The 21,723-nt window shown below is 43.4% G+C and carries 20 protein-coding genes and 1 pseudogene; 9 read left to right on the forward strand and 12 right to left on the reverse strand.

Going from position 1 to position 21,723, the window contains the following annotated elements:
* Positions 1-69 precede the first annotated feature (69 nt).
* On the reverse strand, positions 70-663 hold the full coding sequence (locus tag JMY02_RS04145) for a glutathione S-transferase family protein (protein ID WP_201595467.1): 594 nt from the start codon (positions 661-663) through the stop codon (positions 70-72).
* Positions 650-1,096, reverse strand: coding sequence for a VOC family protein (locus JMY02_RS04150; RefSeq protein WP_201595469.1), 447 nt, complete (start codon positions 1,094-1,096; stop codon positions 650-652). Before JMY02_RS04150 ends, JMY02_RS04145 begins: the two co-directional genes overlap by 14 nt.
* A 104-nt stretch (positions 1,097-1,200) precedes the next feature.
* On the opposite strand from JMY02_RS04150, the gene JMY02_RS04155 reads away from it, so the two are divergent.
* Positions 1,201-2,118 (forward strand): LysR family transcriptional regulator, encoded by a 918-nt coding sequence (locus tag JMY02_RS04155; protein ID WP_201595472.1) that lies wholly within the window; start codon positions 1,201-1,203, stop codon positions 2,116-2,118.
* A gap of 143 nt (positions 2,119-2,261) precedes the next feature.
* On the opposite strand, the gene JMY02_RS04160 is transcribed toward JMY02_RS04155, so the two are convergent.
* Together JMY02_RS04160 and JMY02_RS04165 are read right to left on the reverse strand one after the other, a co-directional pair.
* Positions 2,262-3,296 carry a zinc-binding alcohol dehydrogenase family protein gene (locus JMY02_RS04160; RefSeq protein ID WP_201595693.1) on the reverse strand — a complete coding sequence of 345 codons (1,035 nt, stop codon included), beginning with the start codon at positions 3,294-3,296 and terminating at the stop codon, positions 2,262-2,264.
* 211 nt (positions 3,297-3,507) lie between these two features.
* Entirely contained in the window at positions 3,508-4,647 is a 1,140-nt protein-coding gene (locus tag JMY02_RS04165) for an alkene reductase (protein ID WP_201595475.1), read from the reverse strand.
* 173 nt (positions 4,648-4,820) lie between these two features.
* Between JMY02_RS04165 and JMY02_RS04170 the strand changes: the two genes are divergently transcribed.
* The gene (locus JMY02_RS04170; protein ID WP_265087947.1) at positions 4,821-5,696 is read left to right on the forward strand and encodes a LysR family transcriptional regulator; all 876 of its coding nucleotides are present in this window, start codon (positions 4,821-4,823) and stop codon (positions 5,694-5,696) included.
* Between the two features lie 204 nt (positions 5,697-5,900).
* Here the strand turns inward: JMY02_RS04170 and JMY02_RS04175 are convergent, their stop codons facing one another.
* Positions 5,901-7,325, reverse strand: a complete 1,425-nt coding sequence (locus tag JMY02_RS04175; protein ID WP_201595481.1) for an aspartate ammonia-lyase — start codon at positions 7,323-7,325, stop codon at positions 5,901-5,903.
* A 280-nt stretch (positions 7,326-7,605) separates the two neighbouring features.
* Entirely contained in the window at positions 7,606-8,469 is an 864-nt protein-coding gene (locus JMY02_RS04180) for a LysR substrate-binding domain-containing protein (RefSeq protein WP_201595483.1), read from the reverse strand.
* Positions 8,470-8,776: 307 nt separating this feature from the next.
* On the opposite strand from JMY02_RS04180, the gene ppc reads away from it, so the two are divergent.
* Entirely contained in the window at positions 8,777-11,563 is a 2,787-nt protein-coding gene (gene ppc / locus JMY02_RS04185) for a phosphoenolpyruvate carboxylase (RefSeq protein ID WP_201595486.1), read from the forward strand.
* Between the two features lie 116 nt (positions 11,564-11,679).
* Here ppc and JMY02_RS04190 read toward each other — a convergent pair.
* Positions 11,680-12,069, reverse strand: a pseudogene (locus JMY02_RS04190) (serine hydrolase); the annotation flags it as partial.
* 84 nt (positions 12,070-12,153) lie between these two features.
* On the opposite strand from JMY02_RS04190, the gene JMY02_RS04195 reads away from it, so the two are divergent.
* The gene (locus JMY02_RS04195; RefSeq protein ID WP_227678409.1) at positions 12,154-12,402 is read left to right on the forward strand and encodes a P63C domain-containing protein; all 249 of its coding nucleotides are present in this window, start codon (positions 12,154-12,156) and stop codon (positions 12,400-12,402) included.
* Positions 12,403-12,522: 120 nt separating this feature from the next.
* Positions 12,523-13,026, forward strand: coding sequence for a hypothetical protein (locus JMY02_RS04200; protein ID WP_201595494.1), 504 nt, complete (start codon positions 12,523-12,525; stop codon positions 13,024-13,026).
* Between the two features lie 92 nt (positions 13,027-13,118).
* Here JMY02_RS04200 and JMY02_RS04205 read toward each other — a convergent pair whose 3' ends face one another.
* Positions 13,119-13,697, reverse strand: coding sequence for a DDE-type integrase/transposase/recombinase (locus JMY02_RS04205; protein WP_201595496.1), 579 nt, complete (start codon positions 13,695-13,697; stop codon positions 13,119-13,121).
* Between JMY02_RS04205 and JMY02_RS04210 the strand changes: the two genes are divergently transcribed.
* The gene (locus JMY02_RS04210) at positions 13,654-14,190 is read left to right on the forward strand and encodes a type 2 periplasmic-binding domain-containing protein (RefSeq protein ID WP_201595499.1); all 537 of its coding nucleotides are present in this window, start codon (positions 13,654-13,656) and stop codon (positions 14,188-14,190) included. The genes JMY02_RS04205 and JMY02_RS04210 overlap by 44 nt on opposite strands.
* Positions 14,191-14,361: 171 nt before the next feature.
* Positions 14,362-15,456, forward strand: coding sequence for an NADH:flavin oxidoreductase/NADH oxidase (locus JMY02_RS04215; protein WP_201595503.1), 1,095 nt, complete (start codon positions 14,362-14,364; stop codon positions 15,454-15,456).
* A 173-nt stretch (positions 15,457-15,629) separates the two neighbouring features.
* On the opposite strand, the gene JMY02_RS04220 is transcribed toward JMY02_RS04215, so the two are convergent.
* The 3 genes from JMY02_RS04220 to JMY02_RS04230 all read right to left on the reverse strand — a co-directional run bounded on the left by JMY02_RS04220 (position 15,630) and on the right by JMY02_RS04230 (position 18,426).
* Positions 15,630-16,469 (reverse strand): hypothetical protein, encoded by an 840-nt coding sequence (locus JMY02_RS04220; RefSeq protein WP_201595506.1) that lies wholly within the window; start codon positions 16,467-16,469, stop codon positions 15,630-15,632.
* 252 nt (positions 16,470-16,721) lie between these two features.
* Positions 16,722-17,189: an OsmC family protein gene (locus JMY02_RS04225; protein WP_201595509.1), complete on the reverse strand. Its 468-nt coding sequence runs from the start codon at positions 17,187-17,189 to the stop codon at positions 16,722-16,724.
* 172 nt (positions 17,190-17,361) lie between these two features.
* Positions 17,362-18,426: a 2,3-butanediol dehydrogenase gene (locus JMY02_RS04230; RefSeq protein ID WP_201595512.1), complete on the reverse strand. Its 1,065-nt coding sequence runs from the start codon at positions 18,424-18,426 to the stop codon at positions 17,362-17,364.
* A 500-nt stretch (positions 18,427-18,926) separates the two neighbouring features.
* Here JMY02_RS04230 and JMY02_RS04235 point away from each other — a divergent pair, with 500 nt between their 5' ends.
* Positions 18,927-19,853: a homocysteine S-methyltransferase family protein gene (locus JMY02_RS04235; protein ID WP_265087949.1), complete on the forward strand. Its 927-nt coding sequence runs from the start codon at positions 18,927-18,929 to the stop codon at positions 19,851-19,853.
* A gap of 10 nt (positions 19,854-19,863) precedes the next feature.
* Positions 19,864-21,192 (forward strand): basic amino acid/polyamine antiporter, encoded by a 1,329-nt coding sequence (locus JMY02_RS04240; protein ID WP_201595518.1) that lies wholly within the window; start codon positions 19,864-19,866, stop codon positions 21,190-21,192.
* A 192-nt stretch (positions 21,193-21,384) separates the two neighbouring features.
* Here JMY02_RS04240 and JMY02_RS04245 read toward each other — a convergent pair whose 3' ends face one another.
* Positions 21,385-21,720, reverse strand: a complete 336-nt coding sequence (locus tag JMY02_RS04245; RefSeq protein ID WP_201595521.1) for a hypothetical protein — start codon at positions 21,718-21,720, stop codon at positions 21,385-21,387.
* Positions 21,721-21,723: the final 3 nt, after the last annotated feature.

Raw genomic sequence — 21,723 nt, forward strand, 5'->3', positions numbered from 1 at the left:
CAATTTTTATTGATGCCTATTAGGGCATGTTTTTAATTCAATCGATAGTCGTCTGAATGAAGACACGTCCTAGTTTCCAGGCATCGAGATATAGCCCGGCAGTTCCTGAAAGCGCTCCATCCACGTCTTAATGTTACTATACTTATCTATGATGACATTTCCTTCATATGCTACTGAAATATAAGGATAAACGGCGCAATCGGCAATAGTAGGACGGTTGGCGGCCAACCAATTGTATTTACCAAGGTGATTGTCGATTAATGCTAATGTTTTATGTGCACGCTCTAACGCTTGAGTTTTATCGATATCCACACCAAATTTCTTAATCAAGCGCGCTGCGCCTGGACCATGTTTTATCTCGTTAGAAGCGACAGACAACCACTGCATCACATCAGCTTGCAGATGCGCTTCGCTAGGCCACCACGCGCCGCCGCCATATTTATTGGCTAAATATACCAAGATGGCTTGTGAATCTCTTAGCACGATATCCCCATCTTCTAAAATGGGTATCTCTCCCCAAGGATTTAATTGGAGCAAGGCCTCTTCTTTATGTTCGCCTTGCAAGAAATCAACAGGCACAATTGTTAAAGGAATATCGATAAATGATGCAAATAGCCTGACTTTATAACAGTTTCCTGACACATCTAAATCATATAGCTTCATGGTTTGTCTCCTCAGACAGTAGTTGATTGAATTCGAGCACATTGCCATCTGGATCACGGATGAATAAAGCAATTCTTCTCGGACCTAGGTTCTTAGGTCCCTCTGTTATCTCTATCCCTTCTCTAAATAGCCAGTTTTGAAACTCCTTTATATCCTGAATAATGAATGCAGGATGGGTGATACCTGGTCTTTTAATCATTTCATCAAGTAGAAGGTTCTTTCGATCTTTTATCTTTGCGCCATTGAAGATTAGATTAATCCGCACACCAGCTGGCGTGACCATTTCATTGGCCTCACCTTCAGGTATGCGATAGGTTTCTCTGAATCCAAGACGCTCATAAAACGTAATCGCTTCTTGCCTATCACTGACTCTAATACCAACGTGATCGTAGGCAAGCGCACTCTGTGAATTTGCTTCAGATGAGGTGCTCATAAGGTATGTCCCATATTTATTTTGACATGACCAGTATGTCACTTTGCCATTTAAAAGATAATACGGTAAATTTGGTAATGATATTTTCAATAAATGAGATAATTATGGATCGATTACAAGCAATGTCTATGTTAATCAAAGTAGCAGAGGTTGGCAGTTTTTCTGCTGCGAGCAAAATTTTGAATGTACCGTTGCCAACCTTAAGTAGAAAGGTATCTGACCTTGAAAACCAACTTGGCGTGCGTCTGTTGCACAGAACCACTAGAAAACTATCTTTAACAGATTCTGGTTACGACTATATAGAGGCTTGTAAAAAGATACTGGAGCAGGTTGAAGAGGCAGAAAGTAAGGCAAAAGGAGAGTATTCGGAGCCAAGAGGCGATTTAGTAATAACTGCGCCTGTTATGTTTGGCAGATTGTACGTGCTGCCCATCATTATTGAGTTTTTATCTTTGTACTCAAGTATCAACGTGCAACTCTTATTATCGGATAAAAATATCAATCTCTTCGAAGATGACGTAGATATGGCGATTAGAATAGGCAAGTTGCCGGATAGTACAATGATAGCGACTCAAGTAGGAAGTATGCGAATCGTGACTTGTGCCAGCCAACAGTTTTTGGCGGAACATCGTAAAGTTGAATCACCTAATGATTTAACTCGGCTCTCTTGCATCTCATTAAATACTGCAATGACCATTCCTTATTGGCGCTACAACCTTCCTGATTCTGGGTTAACAACTCATATAGATATTGTACCCAGACTGACGGTTAATGATAGTGATTCCGCGGTTAAAGCTGCGATAAATGGTGTGGGCATCACTCAACAATTACATTACCAAGTGAAAGGTGCTATAGACAAAGATGATCTTAAAATCATACTAAATGAATTTGAACCTGATGAAATCCCCGTACATTTGCTTCATAAGACACGTAAATACTCACCACAAAAAATAAAAGTTTTTTTAGAATTTATATCACCGAAACTAAAAAATAGCCTGTCTGTTCTCTCAATGTCTAACTAATCCTTCAGTTTTGCGGTAATGATTGCTTAATATAAAATCACTACGCTTAATGGCCACTTAAACACAAAAAATCACCCTGACTGTTTAAGCGAGAGTGATTTTCTATTTTGGTTTTAGAACTATACTTCATAAAGCTAGAAGTTTTAAGTAGGCCAGCCTTCTAAGACAATCTTGCCATGCGCTTGCTGGTTTTCTAGCATGTGGTGCGCAATACGCACATGCTCAGCCGTGATTGTGCCAAGATGATACGCAACTGTGGTTTTAATCACGCCAGCATCAATCATTTTTGCGACATCCGTCAACAAACGATGCTGTTCAATCATATCTGGTGTATGGAACATAGAACGCGTAAACATAAATTCCCAGTGCAGGCTTAAGCACTTAGTTTTAAGAAGATTGGCATCTAATGATTTTGGATCATCAATGAGTCCAAGTTTACCTTGTGGCTTCAAGCATTTAATGATTTCTTCATAATGATCTTCGGTATTATTGAGACTGATCACGTAATCTACTTCAGTGATGCCTGTCTTTTGTAGCTCACCATGCAATGGATTGTGATGATTAATGACATGATCTGCGCCCAAATCCTTCAACCACTGCACGCTCTCTTCTCTTGAAGCTGTGCCGATAATCGTGGCAGAGGTTCGTTTTTTTAATAACTGAGTTAATATTGAACCCACCCCACCTGCCGCGCCAATCACCAATACTGAGACATCATTAGCGCTCTCACCTAATGAGCTATCAGAGACAGGCACTTGTAAACGATCAAACAACATCTCCCAAGCGGTGATGGTCGTCAATGGTAGTGCAGCTGCTTCAGCAAAAGACAACGATGCTGGCATACGCCCAACGATACGCTCATCAACCAGCTGATACTCAGCGTTGCTACCTGAACGGGTTAAATCACCTGCATAATAGACCTTATCTCCTACTGAAAATAGGCTGACCTCTTCGCCAACTTCTGTCACGATACCAGCAGCATCCCAACCAATGACCGCATACTCACCCTCTGGTGCGGGACGCGATTGACGGATTTTATAATCGACCGGATTGACGGATATTGCTTTCACTTCTACCAGAATGTCATGACCTGAGGCAGTCGGTTTATCAAGAGTAATGTCTTGTAAGGCGTGCTCATTATCGATGGCGAGATTGTCTTTATAACCAATGGCTTTTATTGTTTGAGGCTGCATTTTTTATTCCTAATAATAAATGGGTTAAATAGAGTCGTGACATGAGCAGTCATTAGGTGCTGTAGAGCATTCGATCATGGCACTAACTCCTCGCTTTTATCATTGGGGCTAATCATGAAGGTTCAACACATCCCAAATTTATAAATAAAAATAAGGCCTTAGATGACCTTATTTTGTTTACTATTTGCTGTCAAAACTATTCGCCATAGCGAGGATAATCACTATAGCCGAGTTCAGTACCACCGTACATCGTGGCAGGATCTGCCTCATTGAGCGGCCAATTATTGGCAATGCGTTCAGGCAAATCGGGATTGGCAATAAAAGGACGCCCAAAAGCAAATAAATCACCATAGCCTTTGGCTAAAACTTTGACTGATTTTTCTACTGTATATTTTCCTGCATAAATAATACGGCCTGAAAACTCAGCTCTGACTGCTTGATAAAAAGGCTCTGGTAAATCAGGTGCATTGTCCCAATCGGCCTCTGCAATGGATAAGTAAGCAATACCTGCTTGTTCGAGTACTTTAATCGCTTCAATATAAGTATGATGAGGATCTGACTCTACCAGTCCTAAGTACACACGAGTCTCATCCGTACTCGCAAATAAAGGCGCAAAACGCACTCCTAAACGATCCGCACCGACCACCTCACTGACAGCCGCCACCACTTCCTTTAAGAAACGCAGACGATTGGTTAGTGAACCACCATATTGATCATCACGTGTGTTGCTATGCTCGGAGATAAACTGATTCACCAGATAACCATTGGCACAATGCAACTCTACCCCATCAAAACCCGCCTCCAGTGCATTGCGCGCAGCTTGGGCATACATCGTTACCAGCTCGCCAACCTCATCAGTGCTGAGTGCACGTGGTTCACTTGGGTCGGCTAACGCGCCTTCGCCTGGGCCTGTTTCGATAAATACTTTGACATTGTCAGCAGTAATCGCTGATGGCCCGACAGGCTGAGCACCTTCTGGCTGCAAGCTGGTATGCGACACACGCCCAACATGCCATAACTGGGCAAAAATAATACTGCCTTTATTATGTACCGCGTGTGTGACTTTTTTCCAGCCTGCAATTTGTGTTTGCGAATGGATGCCTGGCGTCCATGCATAACCTTGACCTCTTGGCTCAATCTGCGTACCCTCAGTGACCATAAAACCTGCGGTAGCACGCTGTGCATAATAGCTTGCCATTAAATCATTAGGAATATTGTCAGGTTGCGTGCTACGAGAGCGTGTCAACGGTGGCATGACGATACGGTTTTTGAGCGTATACCGCCCAAGCTTTATAGAAGAAAATAATGTACTTGTATTTGGAATAGGTTGTTTCATAACACTCTCTTTTAATGCAAACGGATAGACTTATTATTTGAGCCAATTGAACGGCGGTTAGGTTCAATTGCCAGCTTAAGCAATATCGATAAGCATAGAGTTTTATGGGTACAACTAGAAACAACTACTTATTGTTTAATATACAATTATTAATGGTATGCATAATGAATGGTATGAATCGACTCGATATTAAGCAACTCAGAGTTTTACAGGCGCTACTTGATCTAAAAAATCTCTCACAAGTTGCGCGCAAAATGGGCTTGACCCAACAAGCCATCAGCGAGCAATTGCGTAAATTACGTGAGTTGTTTGATGATCGCTTATTTATTCGCCAAGGCAATAGCATGGTGGCAACGCCAAAAGCGTTATCGATGCAACAGCCTATTAACCATATATTGAAACAGTTAGAAGTGCTGTTAGAGCCGGATATTTTTACGCCGCAAACATATAAAGGCGTATTTACGATTAGCGCGACCGATTATGCAACGCAAGCATTATTGCCGCAATTGTTTAACATCACGCGCCGCGACGCACCAGATTTGAAATTAATCGTCCGCGATTTTGCCTCAGACAATATCAATCAACTGATTGCGGCAGGCGAGCTTGATTTACTGATTACCTTTCCCGAGTTTATTCCCGATAATTTATCCTATGTTACTCTGTTTGAAGAACAACATTTATGCGTCACTGGTTGTGAAAATACGTTGGCAACAGAAGTATTAACACTGGCACAAGTTGCCGCTTACCCGCAGCTGGTGGTATCACCTTCGCGTGCTAATTTACGAGGCTCTCATGACCAGTGGTTTGCAGAAAAGGGTCTAAAACGAAATATTGTCATGTCAGTTCCTAGCTTTTCAGCAGTACCAGATATTTTGCACACCACTGACATGATTGCTTTTTATCCTTCACGGTTGTTGCCGAGCAACAAGGTTAAAGAGCTTAGGATTGAGGCATTACCACCTACATTTAAAGTCATAGCAGCATGGCACCCGCGCACCAGTGATAGTGGTATACATCGTTGGTTGATTGAACAATTACGAAACCTATAGTCAATCCACTATAAAAGAGTGACAGCGTTAACCTCGCTTGAAGTATTACATATACATCTGCACTCGGTTGCCTTGTAACACTTTTGAATTGAATCAACTATATGATGGCTTATGATGGTTAGGCCGTGTTCTCATTTTAAAAACGGTGATAAAAAATAAAGACACGCCCTAGGGCATGTCTTCATACAACCGCATCGATCGGACCTAAACGTTATTCACCATGGTATTTGGTGATAAAATCGCCGCAAGCTCTTCATCACTGAGCAGTTTTTCTTGTCTGACCAATTCGGAGACGCCCAAACCGCTCAATAAAGCGTGGCCTGCGATACGGCTGGCATTGTCATAACCGATGTGTGGCACCAATGCCGTCACAATACCAATGCTGTTTTCTACATGCTGCGCACAGCGTTCTTTGTTAGCAGTGATGCCCTGAATACATAGCTCATCCAGCATGCGAATGGATTTTTCTAACATACGCGCATTGTTAAGCAAATTATAGATAATCAAGGGTTCCATGGCATTTAACTGCAACTGCCCTGCTTCTGCCGCCATGGTCACGGTCAAATCGGTGCCCATGACTTGAAAAGCCGTCTGGTTCATCGCTTCAGGAATCACAGGGTTGACCTTACCCGGCATAATTGAGGAGCCCGGCTGCATAGCTGGCAGATTGATTTCACCCAGACCCGTGCGCGGACCACTAGAGAGTAAGCGCAGATCATTGCTGAGTTTGGAGAGTTTGATTGCCAAACGCTTTAGTGACCCTGAAAAGGTAATAAAGGCCCCCATATCGGCACTTGCGGCCACAAGATCTTCTGCAAGCCTGACTGGCAAACCACTGACCGTCGCCAGTTCACTGATGGCCAAATGCGCGTAACCTCTAGGCGCATTGATGCCTGTACCAATAGCTGTACCGCCTAAATTCACTTCACATAACTGGAGACACGTGTGTTCTATACGAGCAGTCTCACCGCCCAAATCACTGGCAAAGGCATTAAACTCTTGTCCCAATGTCATCGGCACCGCATCTTGCAGCTGAGTACGGCCCATTTTTAACACATCACTGAACGCCTCACCTTTGGCCGCCAAGCTGTGCTGTAACTTAGTGATAGCAGCCATCAACGGCTGTGCGGCAAAGACAATCGCTAAGCGAGCAGCAGTGGGATACACATCGTTGGTCGATTGAGAGCGATTGACGTCATTATTGGGATGTAAGTGCTCATACTCACCATACTCAAAACCCATCTTAGCCAAACCAATATTGGCAATCACTTCGTTGGCATTCATGTTGGTTGACGTGCCAGCCCCACCTTGAATAAGATCAACAATAAACGCTTCATGATGCTCGCCGTCAATAAGATCCGCACAGGCATCGGTGATGGCATTGACTTTATCATCACTAAGCAGGCCATGTTGGTAATTGGCTTTGGCAGCAACATGTTTTACCATCGCCAATGCTTTGATCAAATCAGGAAAATGACTGATAGGCACGCCGGTAATATTAAAATTCTGATACGCTCGTTGCGTCTGAATACCATATAAAGCAGTAGCGGGAACGGCTTGTTCACCCAATAAATCTTTTTCGATACGCGTAAAGATTGTGTCGTTGGTCAGGCTATCGGTATGTGTCATGATTTTAGGGCTTCTTGAGAATGAGTGAAATTAAAGGGATAAAAGCGTCATATCTGTACAGTTACATTAGGCGTTGCTAAAAAGCAGACCCATCGTAACCGAGAATAGTGCGCAAGAAAAACGCAAATATTCCGCTCTCAGACCCAAAAATTTTAGTGCTCAATCAAAATTATCATAGCTAAGGTTGCGCTATATCTGCGTGGATCTTAGCGCCAATAGCACAAATAAATGCCTATTCTCAGTAAAGTATAGATGCCTTAAAATAAACAATCTGCATAACTCACAGTCCCAGCACTTGCTTTAAGGCATTGATCTGTGGCTGCTGGCGATCCGCATAACGATAAGCGAGCACGACCTCTCGAACTAAGCTGTTATCCCCCAAATGGTGGATTTGCACTGGCGCTGTACTTCTAATCCATAATCCCGCGTAAGGAATCAAAGCCACCCCCAAACCCGATTCGACCATCCTAACAATGGCATCCAGATCATTAATCTCCATGATGGTATTGACCTTGATGTCTTGTTGCTTGAAGAACCTGCTTAACTTTGCGCCCGCTGAGGACTGTAGGCTGTAATGGATAAAGGGATGTTGTTCGAGCGTTTGTCTGAGACTATAAAAAGGCCATTTTTTGGGGCTAATCAGTACATAAGGTTCCGTCATAATAGACTGGGTTACGATATCTTTGGGCAACGCAAAAGCGGGCTGTATGGTTATGGCGGCATCTATACTGCCTATTTCCAGCTGCTCGAATAGCTCTATAGAGCGCCCTGGGATAATTTCTGTCTGCATTAAGGGGGCTAATAAAGTAATGGCTTTTAGAGCCTCTGGGAGAATACCCACCTGCACTGAGTTGATAGCGCCAATTCTAAGCTGACCGTAGTAGCTAGCAATGTCGGTATCTGAAGGCAGTTGCATGGTCGCATAAAGTGCCAAAATTTCTTTGGCAATAGGCAGTATGCGGGTGCCTTGCGGGTTGAGGGTAATGGCTCTAGCGGAGCGGGTAAACAGAGCCAAACCTAAATTGTCCTCTAAGGTTTTAATTTGCGCACTGACCGCAGATTGAGTAAGGTTGATATGGCGCGCCGCCGCCGCAAAACTGTCTAACTCGCAAACGGCTACAAAAGTTTTAAGTTCTCTTATCATTTATTTCATCACATTTATTATTCAGATCACGGGTTATTAGAATCACAAGTTATCAAGATCACGAGTTATAGTCGATTCTCAATAAAACAGAACCATTATATTGCAACGCTGAACGGGTATAAATTTTTCTTGCTTGCTGTGTCTATGACTATACCTTCGCAGACAGAGGCTACGAAAATCATTTTAGCAGTACTAAATTCATTTTATAGTAGATTGACTATATCTTGACGCCATCCAATAAACGCTCTATTTTATTAAGAAAGACAACACAACTATTTTGCTAACCAATTTAACAAGAGGGCCAAGGATGATTATAGATAACGACGTATTACGGGAACGCATCAGCTTACTGGCGTCCTTCCTCGGTGATGCAATTGCGCGCCAGACTGGGGAACAGACCATCAATACTATTGAAACCCTGCGAAAAGGGTTCATCCAGCAGCGCCGTGAGCCTAATGAAGCGTATAAGCAGCAACTCATCGATTTTATTGCCTCTTTAGACAATCAAACACTAAAAAACGTCATCCGCAGCTTTTCTATTTATTTTTTCTTAGCCAATCTTAGTGAAGAAAACTACTTTCGAGAGCAACGTCAGGCATTGCGCGCGCAATCTGAGCAAAGCTGGGAAGGATCGTTTCGTCGCACCTTACTGGAGTGCCGTGAACGCAATATTGAGCCTGCACAAATGCAGGAACTCATCGATCAATTAAAATTCATCCCTGTCTTTACCGCCCATCCCACCGAAGCGCGCCGACGTACGACCATGAATATCTTACAAAGTCTATTTACCCATGGTGATGCGCTAAATAACTTTGATGAAAACAGCTTTTCGTACGAACAAGCAAAAGAGCAGACGGCGCAAACCATTGATTTACTGTGGTCATCGGATGAGGTGCGTACCCGTAAGCCGCTGGTTTATGATGAGATAAATAACGGTCTGCATTACTTTAACGCCAGCTTATTTAATGCCATTCCCAAAGTTTATCGTAATATGAAAGCCGCCATTGTCGATATCTACCCAGAATTGACCGACTACCCCTTACCTGCTTTTATGAGCTTTGGGTCTTGGATCGGTGGCGATAGAGATGGCAATCCCTTTGTGACATTTGAGACCACAGAGCTTGCCGTTCTCATGCATGCCGATACCGTACTACGTCACTACCAAGTACTGCTAAAGAAACTGCGCCGCCAGCTGATTCATAGCGATACCATCGTTACGATTGCCCCTGAAGTGTATGCCAAAATCAGCCATTATGCTGAACTCGACAGACAAGTGTTTGATTACAATTTTGATGATTATGGCAACGAGCCTTATCGCCGTTTGCTCTCTTTAATTCTGAATAAAGTCAAAGCTACCAATCAACTGATTCAAAGCAAAGGTGATGACAGCAAAGCCAAAAAAGACGCTTATGCCAACCCGCAAGAACTGCTAGCAGATTTGCGCATCATTCGTCAAAGTGTCAATACTCATGACACCACGCATGGCGAAGGATTGTTGCTCGATATGATTCGTCTGGTAAAAACCTGTGGCTTTCATCTGGCTGCCCTCGATATTCGCCAAGAGTCGTCCTATCATAGCGAAGTGATTGCGGATATTTTTGCTAGTGCCTCAAATTTGCCAGACTATCAAGCGCTGAGCGAAACAGAGCGGCAAGAATGGCTGACGCGCTTGCTCGGAAAATCCGGTACACCGCTCATTTATACTGACAATTTGACGGATAAAACCCGCGAACAATTAGCATTAATGAACTCTGTGGCGACATTGCGCAAACTGGTAGGACAAGACACCTTTGGCAGTTATGTTATTTCGATGACCAATAACGCCAGTCAGATATTAGAAGTTTTACTGCTTATGCGGTTTGCAGGCTTATGTAGAGTTGATGACGAGGGGCGATTGTCTGCCGACTTACCCGTCGCGCCGTTGTTTGAGACGATTGAAGACCTGAAAAATATCGATCAAATTTTACCTGCCGTTTTAGACAATCCTCTGTATCGAGGGTTGCTGAAGCATTCAGATAACACACAAGAAATCATGCTGGGTTATTCAGACTCATCAAAAGATGGCGGGATTATCACGTCTGCATGGCAGCTCTATAGTGCGCAACAAACCATTGATCGTATTGCAGAAAAGTATGGTATCAAAACACGCTTGTTCCATGGGCGTGGCGGCTCTGTCAGTCGTGGCGGTGGCTCGACGCATAATGCCATTGCCGCCCAGCCAGCGGGGACGCTACACGGTCAGATTAAAGTGACGGAGCAAGGCGAAGTGCTTTATGCCAAATACGCCAACACCGATACCGCGGTGTTTGAGCTGACCATGGGTATCACAGGTACGCTAAAAGCCTGCTCATCAAGGTTTGTGGTACAACCTGCGGAGCTGCCGCATTATGAGTCGCTCTTTGCGCGTTTGGCAGATGCAGGCGAGCAGCGTTATCGCAAGCTTACCGACCATACAGAAGGATTTTATCAATTTTACTCACAGGTCACTCCTGTACAGGAAATCTCTTTATTAAACATTGGCTCACGTCCATCACATCGCAAAAAAGGCTTGCCAAGCAAAACCACCTTGCGAGCGATTCCTTGGGTGTTTGGTTGGTCATTGGCACGCTTTACGTTACCTGCGTGGTATGGTGTCGGCAGCGCTTTGCATAGTGTGAAAGCAGATGAAGATTTGATGAAAGAGATGAATGCTCATTGGCCGTTTTTTAGCGTATTTATTAGCAATATCGAGATGGCATTTACCAAATCTGAGATGAGCATTGCTCAGGCCTACAGCCAATTATGCGACGATGAAGCATTACGTGACAAGATTATGAAAGCGGTCATCGAAGAGCACGAACTGACTTATTCAGGCCTGAATGCTTTACTTGAGCAAACATCGTTATTATCAAATCAGCAAAATCTTGCCGCTTCGCTGCAATGGCGAAATGCGTATTTAGACCCCATTAACTATATCCAAATCGAGCTGTTAAAACGTGCCAGACAACAAGGCGATGCGCAAAACCATGAAAGTATCAAGAACAATATCGACGTTGAAGACCCATTAATCCGTAGTATCAATGCCTTAGCAGCAGGTTTACGCAATACGGGTTAATGTCTATAAGGGCTTAAACACCAATACCATAAAAAACCCTTGTAAGCACTACGCTACAAGGGTTTATTTATTCTGAAAGACTTAACCACTAAATAATACCCCTACTACCTATACTGCTACTGATTTGTTGTAGGTGTTTTAGCCAAAATCGTATAAGCGGCTTTAACCCGTTCAATATTGGGATAGTTTTTGTTGGCTAAAATGACAATACCTGTTTTTTTAGCAGGCATATAAGCAATATAAGCGCCAAAGCCATTGGTCGATCCGGTTTTATTGACCCACACATTATTTAGCCCAGGCATCGGTGGCTCATTCACTTGTATGGGCTGAGGGTTTAAGATGGTTTCTGTTGAATTGCCCGCAACGAGCATTTGCAATGTCGTCGGCAAAGGATACATCTCCCACGCCAGTCCTTGCGTGAAGTGCTTGGTTTGATAGTAACCTTTTCTATTGTTGTCTAGCGCTTGCTGCACTTGGTTGTCTAAAGACACCAAACTAGAAGAAGACATTGCACCGCGTCTGCTGTATATGAAAAACATGATTGAGAGCAATTTATATATTAGCTAGCACGATCTGTTGCTTAGACTATAGTGGTCTATAAAAAATTGGCTCCAGAGATACTGCCAGAGCTTAAAAAGCAAGCCAATAAGACAGGTAAAAAGAGCGCTAGACTACATCAAACGCTAACTAGCGATGTAGGCCACCCTAAGCTTAGGGAGCATTTAGCTTCTATCGTGACTTTAATGAAGGTATCTGAAGATAAAGATAGTTTTTTTGAAAAGGTTAATCTTAATCATCCTGATTTCAATGAAAACTATCACATAGATTTTGATGAGTAGACATTACTACTTTTATTGATCAAGCCTTACATCATTGTAGGGCTTTTTTATTGCCAGTGTTTAATTGCTCGCTTGTTACTAATCGGTTATAGTTGGGCTTTAATCGACTGGACAAAAGACATGAAAAAGTTATTGCTGGGCTTTGGGTTAGTGGTATTGCTATCAGCATGTGGAACAGGTAATGAACCTGCAATAGAGGCTGAGCCTGATACTAGCGAACAAAGCTTAGAAGAAAGCGAAGTTATCACAGAGACGGAAGAAGTGGTGGCGGTTGTAGAGCCTGAACCCGTTGTTGAATCTGAGCCTGAACCCGTTGTTGAATCTGAGCCTGAACCCGTTGTTGAATCTGAGCCTGAGCCTATTGCTGAGCCTGATATTCCAGAAGATGACAGTGTGGTTGAAAGTAAAAATAGCGACATGGACTTCTCAACCTGCGTAACGCAACAAGCAACAATGGCAGAAGCTATTTTATCTAGCGGAAATTATAAGGTCATACCTATTGTGGACACAGAGCTTCGATCTATGGTTAAGTTTTGCACCAATGATGGTTCTGTAATTCATGCTTGTAGCGGGCTAGACAATACGATGGTAGTTACCAAGTCAACCGATAGAGAGGGGTGCTAGTTGTGAAAACCATTCTTAATGGTTATCGCTATATCACTCACAACGCTCAATCCAGCTTATGCTGAAGAATTGACGGCTATGGATTATTGCAATCAAATATTGTAGTGGTCAACTAATAAGAGATTTTTGTTGAAGTAGCGTCCCACACGTCGAGCAAACAGGTCTAGAACAACCGCTAAGTAACACCAGCCACCTTTGATACGAATATAAGTCACATCACCTGTCCAAACTTGATTAGGCGCATCTGGGCTAAACCTGCGGTCTAATATATTATCATGGGTTTTATGCGCTTGATCAGCGTGCTTGTACTTGTGAGACTTAAGCTGGCAACTGACCAAACCCATTTGCTTCATAAGCTTAGCGGCTAAGTAGCGCGTCAACCTAATGCTATGCTCATTCCACAGCATGGAGATAATGGTGCGAGTGCCTGCTGACTGCTTTGATTCGTTGAATACCTGACGTATCAAAGCTTTGAGTTTGACACGCTCAACATCAATGGGCTTAGTCTGGATGCCATAGTAGTAACTACTTCTCACTATACCAAACAGGTTGCACAGCTTCTGCTTGCTTAATCGTTTGTCCTGCTCTACAAGCTTACTTATCAGTAGTAGCTTTTGAGACTGTCCGATGCCAGTACAGCTAGCCGTACAACAAATGGTGACCGAACTCATAGATAGCCGAGTTCGCGTCATCTGTGACTTTTCTCATAGTATTCAAGACATGGTCGCAAGCGGCAGACTGTCATATGGCATTATAAAATTAACGGTCGATACTTCAGAAGATCTTCAGTCTTTTGGCTGGGCCAGCAACCAAAAGGTGTCTTTTGATGAATTAGATAAACTGCCCATCGTCTCCGCGCATAATGGTTGTTTTGTGCGGCATATTATAGAATATACCTTAAACGACAGCGGCAAACGTTACTATTTTAGTTATTTGGCGAGCCATTTACAGCACCAAGTGGCGGCCATTCATGCAGGATTTGGCATAGGGTTATTGAGTAAAGACTTCATAAGTCGTACTGCCAATCTTGAGCTGCTCGGAAAAGACGAAGGCTTTCCTATGTTACCCAGCTATCAATACCGCCTGATAGGAGATGCCGATACCCACATCAAGCAAAAAATCGAGCAGCCTTTAAAACACTTTGTGGCGAGTATAAGAGATTAAATGCTTAGGACTAAACGTAATGCCCTATACTTAAATGTGCCGTATAAAAATAACGATTCATCCCCATCAACTATTCAAGCGGTAATCATATAAGCCATATAAGCCATTTATATCGCTTTTGCCTGTCATTTTCCGTGCCTTTAAGCTAGGCGCGTTTTTTGAGGATTCACCATGAGCCAACTTTTCTCGCCTTTGAAACTTGGGCAACTAACATTAGATAACCGTATTATCATCGCACCCATGTGTCAGTACTCTGCAAATGATGGCGCGGCAAGCGATTGGCATACGATCCATTTAGGCCAAATGAGTTTGAGCGGCGCAGGACTACTTATTTTAGAAGCGACTGCGGTCAATCCACAAGGACGTATTAGCTATGCTGATTTAGGATTATGGGATGAAAGGACACAAACAGCACTGGATAAAACGCTAACCGCAATCAGACAGTACAGCCCGATGCCGATAGGCGTACAACTTGCCCATGCGGGGCGTAAAGCGTCAACCGAAAAACCATGGGACGGCGGCGGTGCGATTGCTCCTGATCAGTTAAATGGCTGGCAAACGGTTGCACCGTCGGCGCTTGGGTATGATGAAAATTCTCATGTACCCAAAACAATGGATCAAAATGACATTGATGCACTAATAAGCGATTTTGTGAATGCGGCAAAACGCGCAAATGCGCTGGGCCTTGACCTAATTGAACTTCACGGTGCTCACGGTTATCTATTACATCAGTTTTTATCGCCACTTTCTAATAAACGTGAGGATAAATACGGCGGCAACCTTGAGAACAGAATGCGCTTGTTACTTGAGGTATTTACAGCGGTTCGAGCTGAATTTCCAAGTGAAAAACCAGTGGGTGTGCGTGTTTCTGCAACCGATTGGGTTGAGGGCGGCTGGGATCTCACACAAACGATCGAGCTGGCTAAAGCATTAGAGGCATTAGGCTGTGATTATATTCATGTGAGCACCGCAGGACTTAGCCCACAGCAGCAAATCCCTGTGGCAGCTAACTTTCAAGTTCCTTTTGCAACAGCAATAAAAGAAGCGGTACATATACCAGTAATCGCAGTGGGTTTAATAACCGAAGCCCAACAAGCGCAAAGCATCATTACTGAGCAGCAAGCGGATGCGGTTGCATTAGCACGCGGCATACTTTACAACCCGCATTGGCCTTGGCATGCTGCGGCAGAGCTTGGCGCAAAAGTAAAAGCGCCTAAACAATATCTGCGCTCAAGCCCGCACGGTAAGCCCTCTCCGATAGAATAATCGTAATTGAACCACGAACATAGAATGAAGACATTACTTGCTTTAGTCTATATATTAACTCGCTTTAATTCGAGTATAAGTGATTATAGCGTAGAGATTTAGGTAAGGACAAGTTAGTTCAACTTGACAGTGGAATTCATGCCAATACCTTGATAACTGGCGTTTAGATTTCTTTATTTGTTTCTAGTGGTCACCCATTTATTAGCAACTTCTATATCAATATATTCTGCTAAGTGCAGCATTTTTTGAGCAAAAGAAAGCAACCATTTGAAATCAACTGTAGGGGTAGAGTAACTTAAAGGTAGTAAGAGCCTATAGTCTCCATAACCAGCCATTCTTTTAAAATACTGTGGAGATGCATGACCATCGTTGTGTTGAATTACATTTCTTACTTCTATTAAATCATGAAGCTCAGCAACTGAAACTGGAGATTTTTTAGAGTGAATACCGACATAAAAAATCTTTTGGAATTGTTCTACACGCTTTGGATAGGCACTCATAGCTTGATCCATTACTTTCTTTCCAATAAGTACATTTCGAATCTTATCGATATTACCCAGTTCAAATATTTCTTTAGTAGTTAGTTGTTTTTCATCTACGGCTAGTAGATGATGATTTCTTATAAATATATCCCTTGTTAGTTCATTTAAAAACTTCTCATAATTTGAAACTAGTTGTGATAATGAGTGTCTATAAAGGTTTTTTATCAGATTGCCAGAAATCTCATCATTACTGTTAGATATAGATATATTAGGTAAAATCAACGGTAAACCTTTGCCACCTATATCAGGACTTTTTACTTGCGGAAGAATAGAAGTATTTTCAATATTTATTTCGTTCGCAACATGACTAAAAACTAGTACTTCACAAATATAACTTACCCATCCAGAAGTTCTGATGAAAAAATCATCTAAGGCATCTGATTTTTCACCCTCAGGAAAAACCCGAAATGGTAATGTGATTTCTTCAATTAAGTTGATTTCACTCAGCTTCTTATCATATTGAACACTCAAATTTATTTCCTCTCGCTTAACTCAAAAATTAATTAAAGTTTAATAGCTTATTGAACACCAATTTTGTAATTTATAACACCACAAAACGACCTATATTATACCTCTTGTAAAAGTACCAATTTACTGAACTCTGCCAACGAAGCGGCTGGGGCTAGCGACGACTTATGCAAGAGGTCTATTAAATACTCCAATAATTTCACTAATAACTACCTTTGTAAACAAGTAATTAAAATAGCCAAAAATCACAGCTTGTTAGACTACAATTTCCGTAACAACTTCAGTTTTAACCGAGTTAGCGATAAAACATTGCTCATGCGCTTGATGATGCATTTTTTCAAGCTGCTCCATGGTCGGCTGCTTATCACCCGAAAATTTAACATGTGGTTTTAGGATGACTTTAGTCATTGAAATTTTACCATCGCTGTCTTTTTCCATAGTACCCACAGCATTGTCTACGTATGAATCAATCACATATTTTCTTTTTGCTGCAATAGATAAAAAGAATAACATGTGACAACTGGAAAGAGAGGCAACAAAAGCTTCTTCGGGATCTACATTTTCTTCAACAGAATAAGGCAAGGGAACAACGTGAGGAGAAGATGAGGCTTGAATGATGACACCACCATCAAAAATCCATTCGTGCCCTCGGCTATATTTGTTATCAACGTAACTTTCACTGCTATCTCTAGCCCAGTTGATTTTGGCAAAATACTCTGACATTTGAACTCCGTAAAGAATAGCTATTCTGGACTATAGCATTTATCCACTTTCACGATATGCGTATTGCAAAAACTATTTTTAAAAAAATCAAAAAAAAGCGCCACCTTAATAGGTTGACGCTTTTTAGTTCCTGACAGCTACTCTGCAAGCAAGAATCTACTGGCCTAACTGCTTATAAGTTTGGGTTTACAATGATTTTTACCGCAGATTCATTGTTGTGAATGAGCGTTTCAAATCCTTTTGAAATCAAATCATCCAACGCAATGCGCTGTGTGATAAAAGGCTCAAGATTGACCAAACCGTCTTCGACCAATTTAATGGTATCTTTGTGATTGTTGACATAGCCAATGGTGCCACGAATATCCAACTCTTTCATCACCACGCTATGGACATTGACTGACGCTGGATGACTCCAGATAGAGACAATCACCACCACGCCAGCAGGCTTGGTCAGCTCGACTAGCGAGTCGAGCACTGCATTGACACTGGTGCATTCAAACGCCACGTCCGCACCGCGATTGTCCGTGATTTTCATCACTTCTGCGTTCAAGTCCACTTCCGTAGGATCTAAAATATAATCCGCAACGCCGCTGTCTTTGGCTTTTTCTTTGCGCTTGGCACTCAGCTCCGTAAGTATGACGGTCAGACCTTTGGCTTTTAAGACCGAGGACAATAATAAACCAATGGGGCCACCACCGCCGACCAACGCGATATCGCCTGCCTTAGCGCCACTACGGACAAAGGCATGATAGCCCACAGATAGTGGCTCAATTAACGCCGCTTGATCCAGTGGAATCTCTTTTAAAATAGGATGTACCCAGCGGCGTTTTACAGCGATTTTTTCAGACAACCCGCCGCCGCGTCCGCCCAAACCGATAAAATTCATATCCTTTGATAAATGGTAGTTTTCGCCCTCAGCAGTGGAGACATCATCAGCAATGATATACGGCTCAACCACCACATGCTGACCGACTTCGATGTCATCAACGCCCTCGCCGACTTCGTATACCACACCTGAGAACTCATGCCCCATCGTGATGGGTGCAGACTCGCCTGAGATGGGATGCGGATGACCACAAGGCGGAATAAAAATCGGCCCTTCCATAAACTCATGCAAATCTGTGCCGCAAATACCGCACCAAGCCACATCGATACCGACCGTACCTGCCGCTACCGTGGGCTCTGGAATGTCTTCAATACGGATGTCACCTTTGTCATAAAAACGTGCTGCTTTCATAGTAGTCTCCTTTGAGTGTTGTGATAAAAACGATTACCGCGATGGAAGTAAGGATTACCTACTGACATCATGCCTAGATTAAAGTTACGCTGTCAACGATTGACATGTGTGCAGTTGTTAAGTGAAAGTAACGTGAATAGTCGAGCTTAGCCAAGGTGTTGATATCAATCACTATCTGTCATTACATGACTTTTTATATCAAATGATGACTATTTATAGTCCATAAAACTCTTATGAATATTCTAAGAGAGATAGTAAAACAGAAATCTGATAGCGTCTATTACTGGGCTAATTTCTTATAGTGTTGGCTGATATTGATACGCCAATAATCGAATTAAACAATAAAGGTGATAAGTTGTCAGTGTTGCCAAACTTTTGGTTGCATCTGCCCTTCATTACGCCTAGTATTTCGCCCCTGCAATAATTCTACTTCTCAAAAAAGAGCCTTAGTAGAGACATCTATTCACGATAAAGAGGGATTTATTATGTCAATTGACAACATTACGATTATTGACGGCGGTATGGGCCGAGAATTAGCAAAACGCGGCGCGCCATTTCGCCAGCCTGAGTGGTCGGCGCTCGCGATGATAGAGGCGCCCGAGATTGTCCGTGACGTACACCGCGCTTTTATTCAAAGCGGTGCTGCGGTCATCACCACCAACAGCTACGCTCTCGTACCTTTTCATATTGGCGATGAGCGCTTTGCCAATCAGGCTCAAGAATTGGCAGCGTCAGCGGGTGAGATGGCACGTGCAGCGGTTGAAATGGAAGGGAGCGCGACTAAGGTAGCAGGCTCTATCCCGCCACTATTTGGTTCATACCGCGCTGATCTGTTTGACGCTGAGCATGTCGAAGATATCGCTACCCCATTGATCAAAGGCTTGAGTGCGCATGTGGATTTTTGGCTGGCAGAAACCCAAAGCCTGATTGCAGAATCCGTCGCGGTACGTGAGCTATTAGATACGCTAGATAAAGATAACAAACCATTATGGGTATCTTTTACCTTAGAAGACAGCGAGCACCTTGATGTGCCACGCTTGCGCTCAGGCGAGACGGTAAAAGAGGCTGTTGCGACATTAGCAGATCTGAATGTTGAAGCCATACTATTCAACTGCTGCCAGCCTGAGGTGATTGAGCAAGCACTAGACGTTGCGCAAAGCACTTTGCAAGATAAGAATGCAACGCACATTAAGCTTGGCGCTTATGCCAACGCCTTTCCGCCGCAGCCAAAAGACGCCACAGCAAATGATGGTCTCGATGAAGTGCGTGATGATCTCACGCCGCCTGCATATCTGGTATGGGCACAAAAATGGCAAGCCCAAGGCGCGTCACTAATCGGGGGCTGCTGCGGTATTGGCCCCGAACACATCGAGGCATTGAGCCAGCATTTCACAGGTACTTTGACAACAGGTACTTCGACAAAATAGAGATAGCACGATGCAAAATGGACAAAAAATCGGGCTAACCATGCTCACCGCCATCGTGTTCAGCTCGATGGTCGGTGCGGGCATTTTTAGCCTACCGCAAAACATGGCCGAAGTGGCAGGTGTGGACGCCATCATCACCGCATGGATCATCACAGGCGTGGGTATTTTATTACTCGCGGGCTGCTTTTTGCATTTATCACGCCTCAAGCCTGAATTGGACGGTGGTATTTATACCTATGCCAAAACAGGGTTTGGCGATTTGGCGGGCTTCTTTTCGGCATGGGGTTATTGGCTGTGCGCCACCATCGGGGTGGTGGGCTATTTGGTGGTGGCTTTTGCCGCGCTGGGTAGCTTTGTCGATACGCCAAACAGTATTGTGTTTGGTGAAGGCAACACGATTGGGGCACTGATTGGCGAGTCGATCATCTTATGGTTGGTGCATTATTTGGTACTGCGCGGCGTCAAACAAGCCGCCTTTATCAATCTGCTGGCCACTCTAGCCAAGAGTCTACCGCTCATTGCCTTTATTGTGTTTGCCTATTATGCCTTTGATATGCAAACCTTTAACACCGACCGCGCGGGCACCACATTGGAAGCCCCCTTTATGGAGCAGGTCAAAGGGACGATGCTCATCACCTTATGGGTATTTACCGGTATCGAAGGGGCGATTGTGTTGTCGCAGCGCGCCAAAAAACGGTCTGATATCGGACGCGCCACTTATATCGGCGTGATTTTGGCATTGGTGCTGTATGTCGCTATCACCCTGCTCTCGCTTGGGGTGATGAGCCGTGTTGATGTGGCTGCTCTCAGCAACCCATCTATGGCGGGCATCATGGCACAAATGACAGGTAGCGTGGGCAAATGGGTCATCAGCATTGGACTTATCGTCTCGGTGTTGGCGTCTTATCTGAGCTGGATTCTCTACTCTGCAGAAGTGCCGTATACTGCTGCCAAATACAATGCCTTTCCGCGCATTTTTACCAAGCAAAACGCACAAGGCACACCAACTGCCTCGCTGTTGCTGACCAGTGCTACTGTTCAGCTGTGCTTATTGATGATCTTTTTGACAGGTGAGGGTTATAACACCTTGGTGATTATCTCTACCTCGATGATTTTGATTCCTTACTTTTTGGTCGGAGCCTATTTGGTCAAGGTCTCATTTGCACAGTCAGAGCGCTGGAGCATCAAAGCCATCGGTTTGGGTGCGAGTGTCTATGGCGTTTGGCTGATTTATGCTGCTGGTGTAGACAACTTGCTGTTATCACTTTTTTTATATATACCCGGCCTGTTGATTTATTACTATAGCCGCTATCAAGCAAAGCGGACGCTTCAACAGTAGCGCTAAAAGCTGTGTCTTAAAATAGAACGAACAAAGCAAAAAATGAATGGGGTATAAATCACATGACTTATACCCCATTCATTTGAGCTATTCTACTTTAATGACTTATGAGTAGTTAGCAGAGCCTCTACGCATTCTCTTTACTTCTTACCTATTTTTTATTTCTGCCGCTTACATTACACAAGCAAACAATCACTGCCCTCCAATATCTACGACATAGCGCTGCTTATCATAATGAGCAGCATAAGCGGCGCCAGTGGTTGAATGCGTTCTTTGTACATAGTCGGTATAGTCAATAGTGATAGAGTCTTCAAACTCTGTATATTGAATCTCATACTTATAAGCAGTATGGGCTGGCAGACTACCCAACATATCCACTCTTTTGGCACTGGTATATATGGCCTTAACATCAGATATTGGGTAATCGCTGTTGTTATTAATGACAATCTTGCCTTTTTCTTGCTGATTATCTGTGCATGCCACTAACAGTAATACCATAGTCGCAAAGCCTATGCGGTAATCAAACATAGT

It is taken from the genome of Psychrobacter vallis (genome assembly GCF_904846715.1).
Lineage (GTDB): Bacteria > Pseudomonadota > Gammaproteobacteria > Pseudomonadales > Moraxellaceae > Psychrobacter > Psychrobacter vallis.

Bases quoted from the DNA above. Each gene is read 5' to 3' on its own strand.
- JMY02_RS04175 (WP_201595481.1), bottom strand. From the start codon at position 7,325: ATGACACATACCGATAGCCTGACCAACGACACAATCTTTACGCGTATC.
- ppc (WP_201595486.1), top strand. From the start codon at position 8,777: ATGATTATAGATAACGACGTATTACGGGAACGCATCAGCTTACTGGCG.
- JMY02_RS04180 (WP_201595483.1), bottom strand. From the start codon at position 8,469: ATGATAAGAGAACTTAAAACTTTTGTAGCCGTTTGCGAGTTAGACAGT.
- JMY02_RS04240 (WP_201595518.1), top strand. From the start codon at position 19,864: ATGCAAAATGGACAAAAAATCGGGCTAACCATGCTCACCGCCATCGTG.
- JMY02_RS04170 (WP_265087947.1), top strand. From the start codon at position 4,821: ATGAATCGACTCGATATTAAGCAACTCAGAGTTTTACAGGCGCTACTT.
- JMY02_RS04215 (WP_201595503.1), top strand. From the start codon at position 14,362: ATGAGCCAACTTTTCTCGCCTTTGAAACTTGGGCAACTAACATTAGAT.
- JMY02_RS04155 (WP_201595472.1), top strand. From the start codon at position 1,201: ATGGATCGATTACAAGCAATGTCTATGTTAATCAAAGTAGCAGAGGTT.
- JMY02_RS04145 (WP_201595467.1), bottom strand. From the start codon at position 663: ATGAAGCTATATGATTTAGATGTGTCAGGAAACTGTTATAAAGTCAGG.
- JMY02_RS04200 (WP_201595494.1), top strand. From the start codon at position 12,523: ATGAAAAAGTTATTGCTGGGCTTTGGGTTAGTGGTATTGCTATCAGCA.
- JMY02_RS04245 (WP_201595521.1), bottom strand. From the start codon at position 21,720: ATGTTTGATTACCGCATAGGCTTTGCGACTATGGTATTACTGTTAGTG.
- JMY02_RS04230 (WP_201595512.1), bottom strand. From the start codon at position 18,426: ATGAAAGCAGCACGTTTTTATGACAAAGGTGACATCCGTATTGAAGAC.
- JMY02_RS04205 (WP_201595496.1), bottom strand. From the start codon at position 13,697: ATGAGTTCGGTCACCATTTGTTGTACGGCTAGCTGTACTGGCATCGGA.
- JMY02_RS04165 (WP_201595475.1), bottom strand. From the start codon at position 4,647: ATGAAACAACCTATTCCAAATACAAGTACATTATTTTCTTCTATAAAG.
- JMY02_RS04210 (WP_201595499.1), top strand. From the start codon at position 13,654: ATGCCAGTACAGCTAGCCGTACAACAAATGGTGACCGAACTCATAGAT.
- JMY02_RS04225 (WP_201595509.1), bottom strand. From the start codon at position 17,189: ATGTCAGAGTATTTTGCCAAAATCAACTGGGCTAGAGATAGCAGTGAA.
- JMY02_RS04150 (WP_201595469.1), bottom strand. From the start codon at position 1,096: ATGAGCACCTCATCTGAAGCAAATTCACAGAGTGCGCTTGCCTACGAT.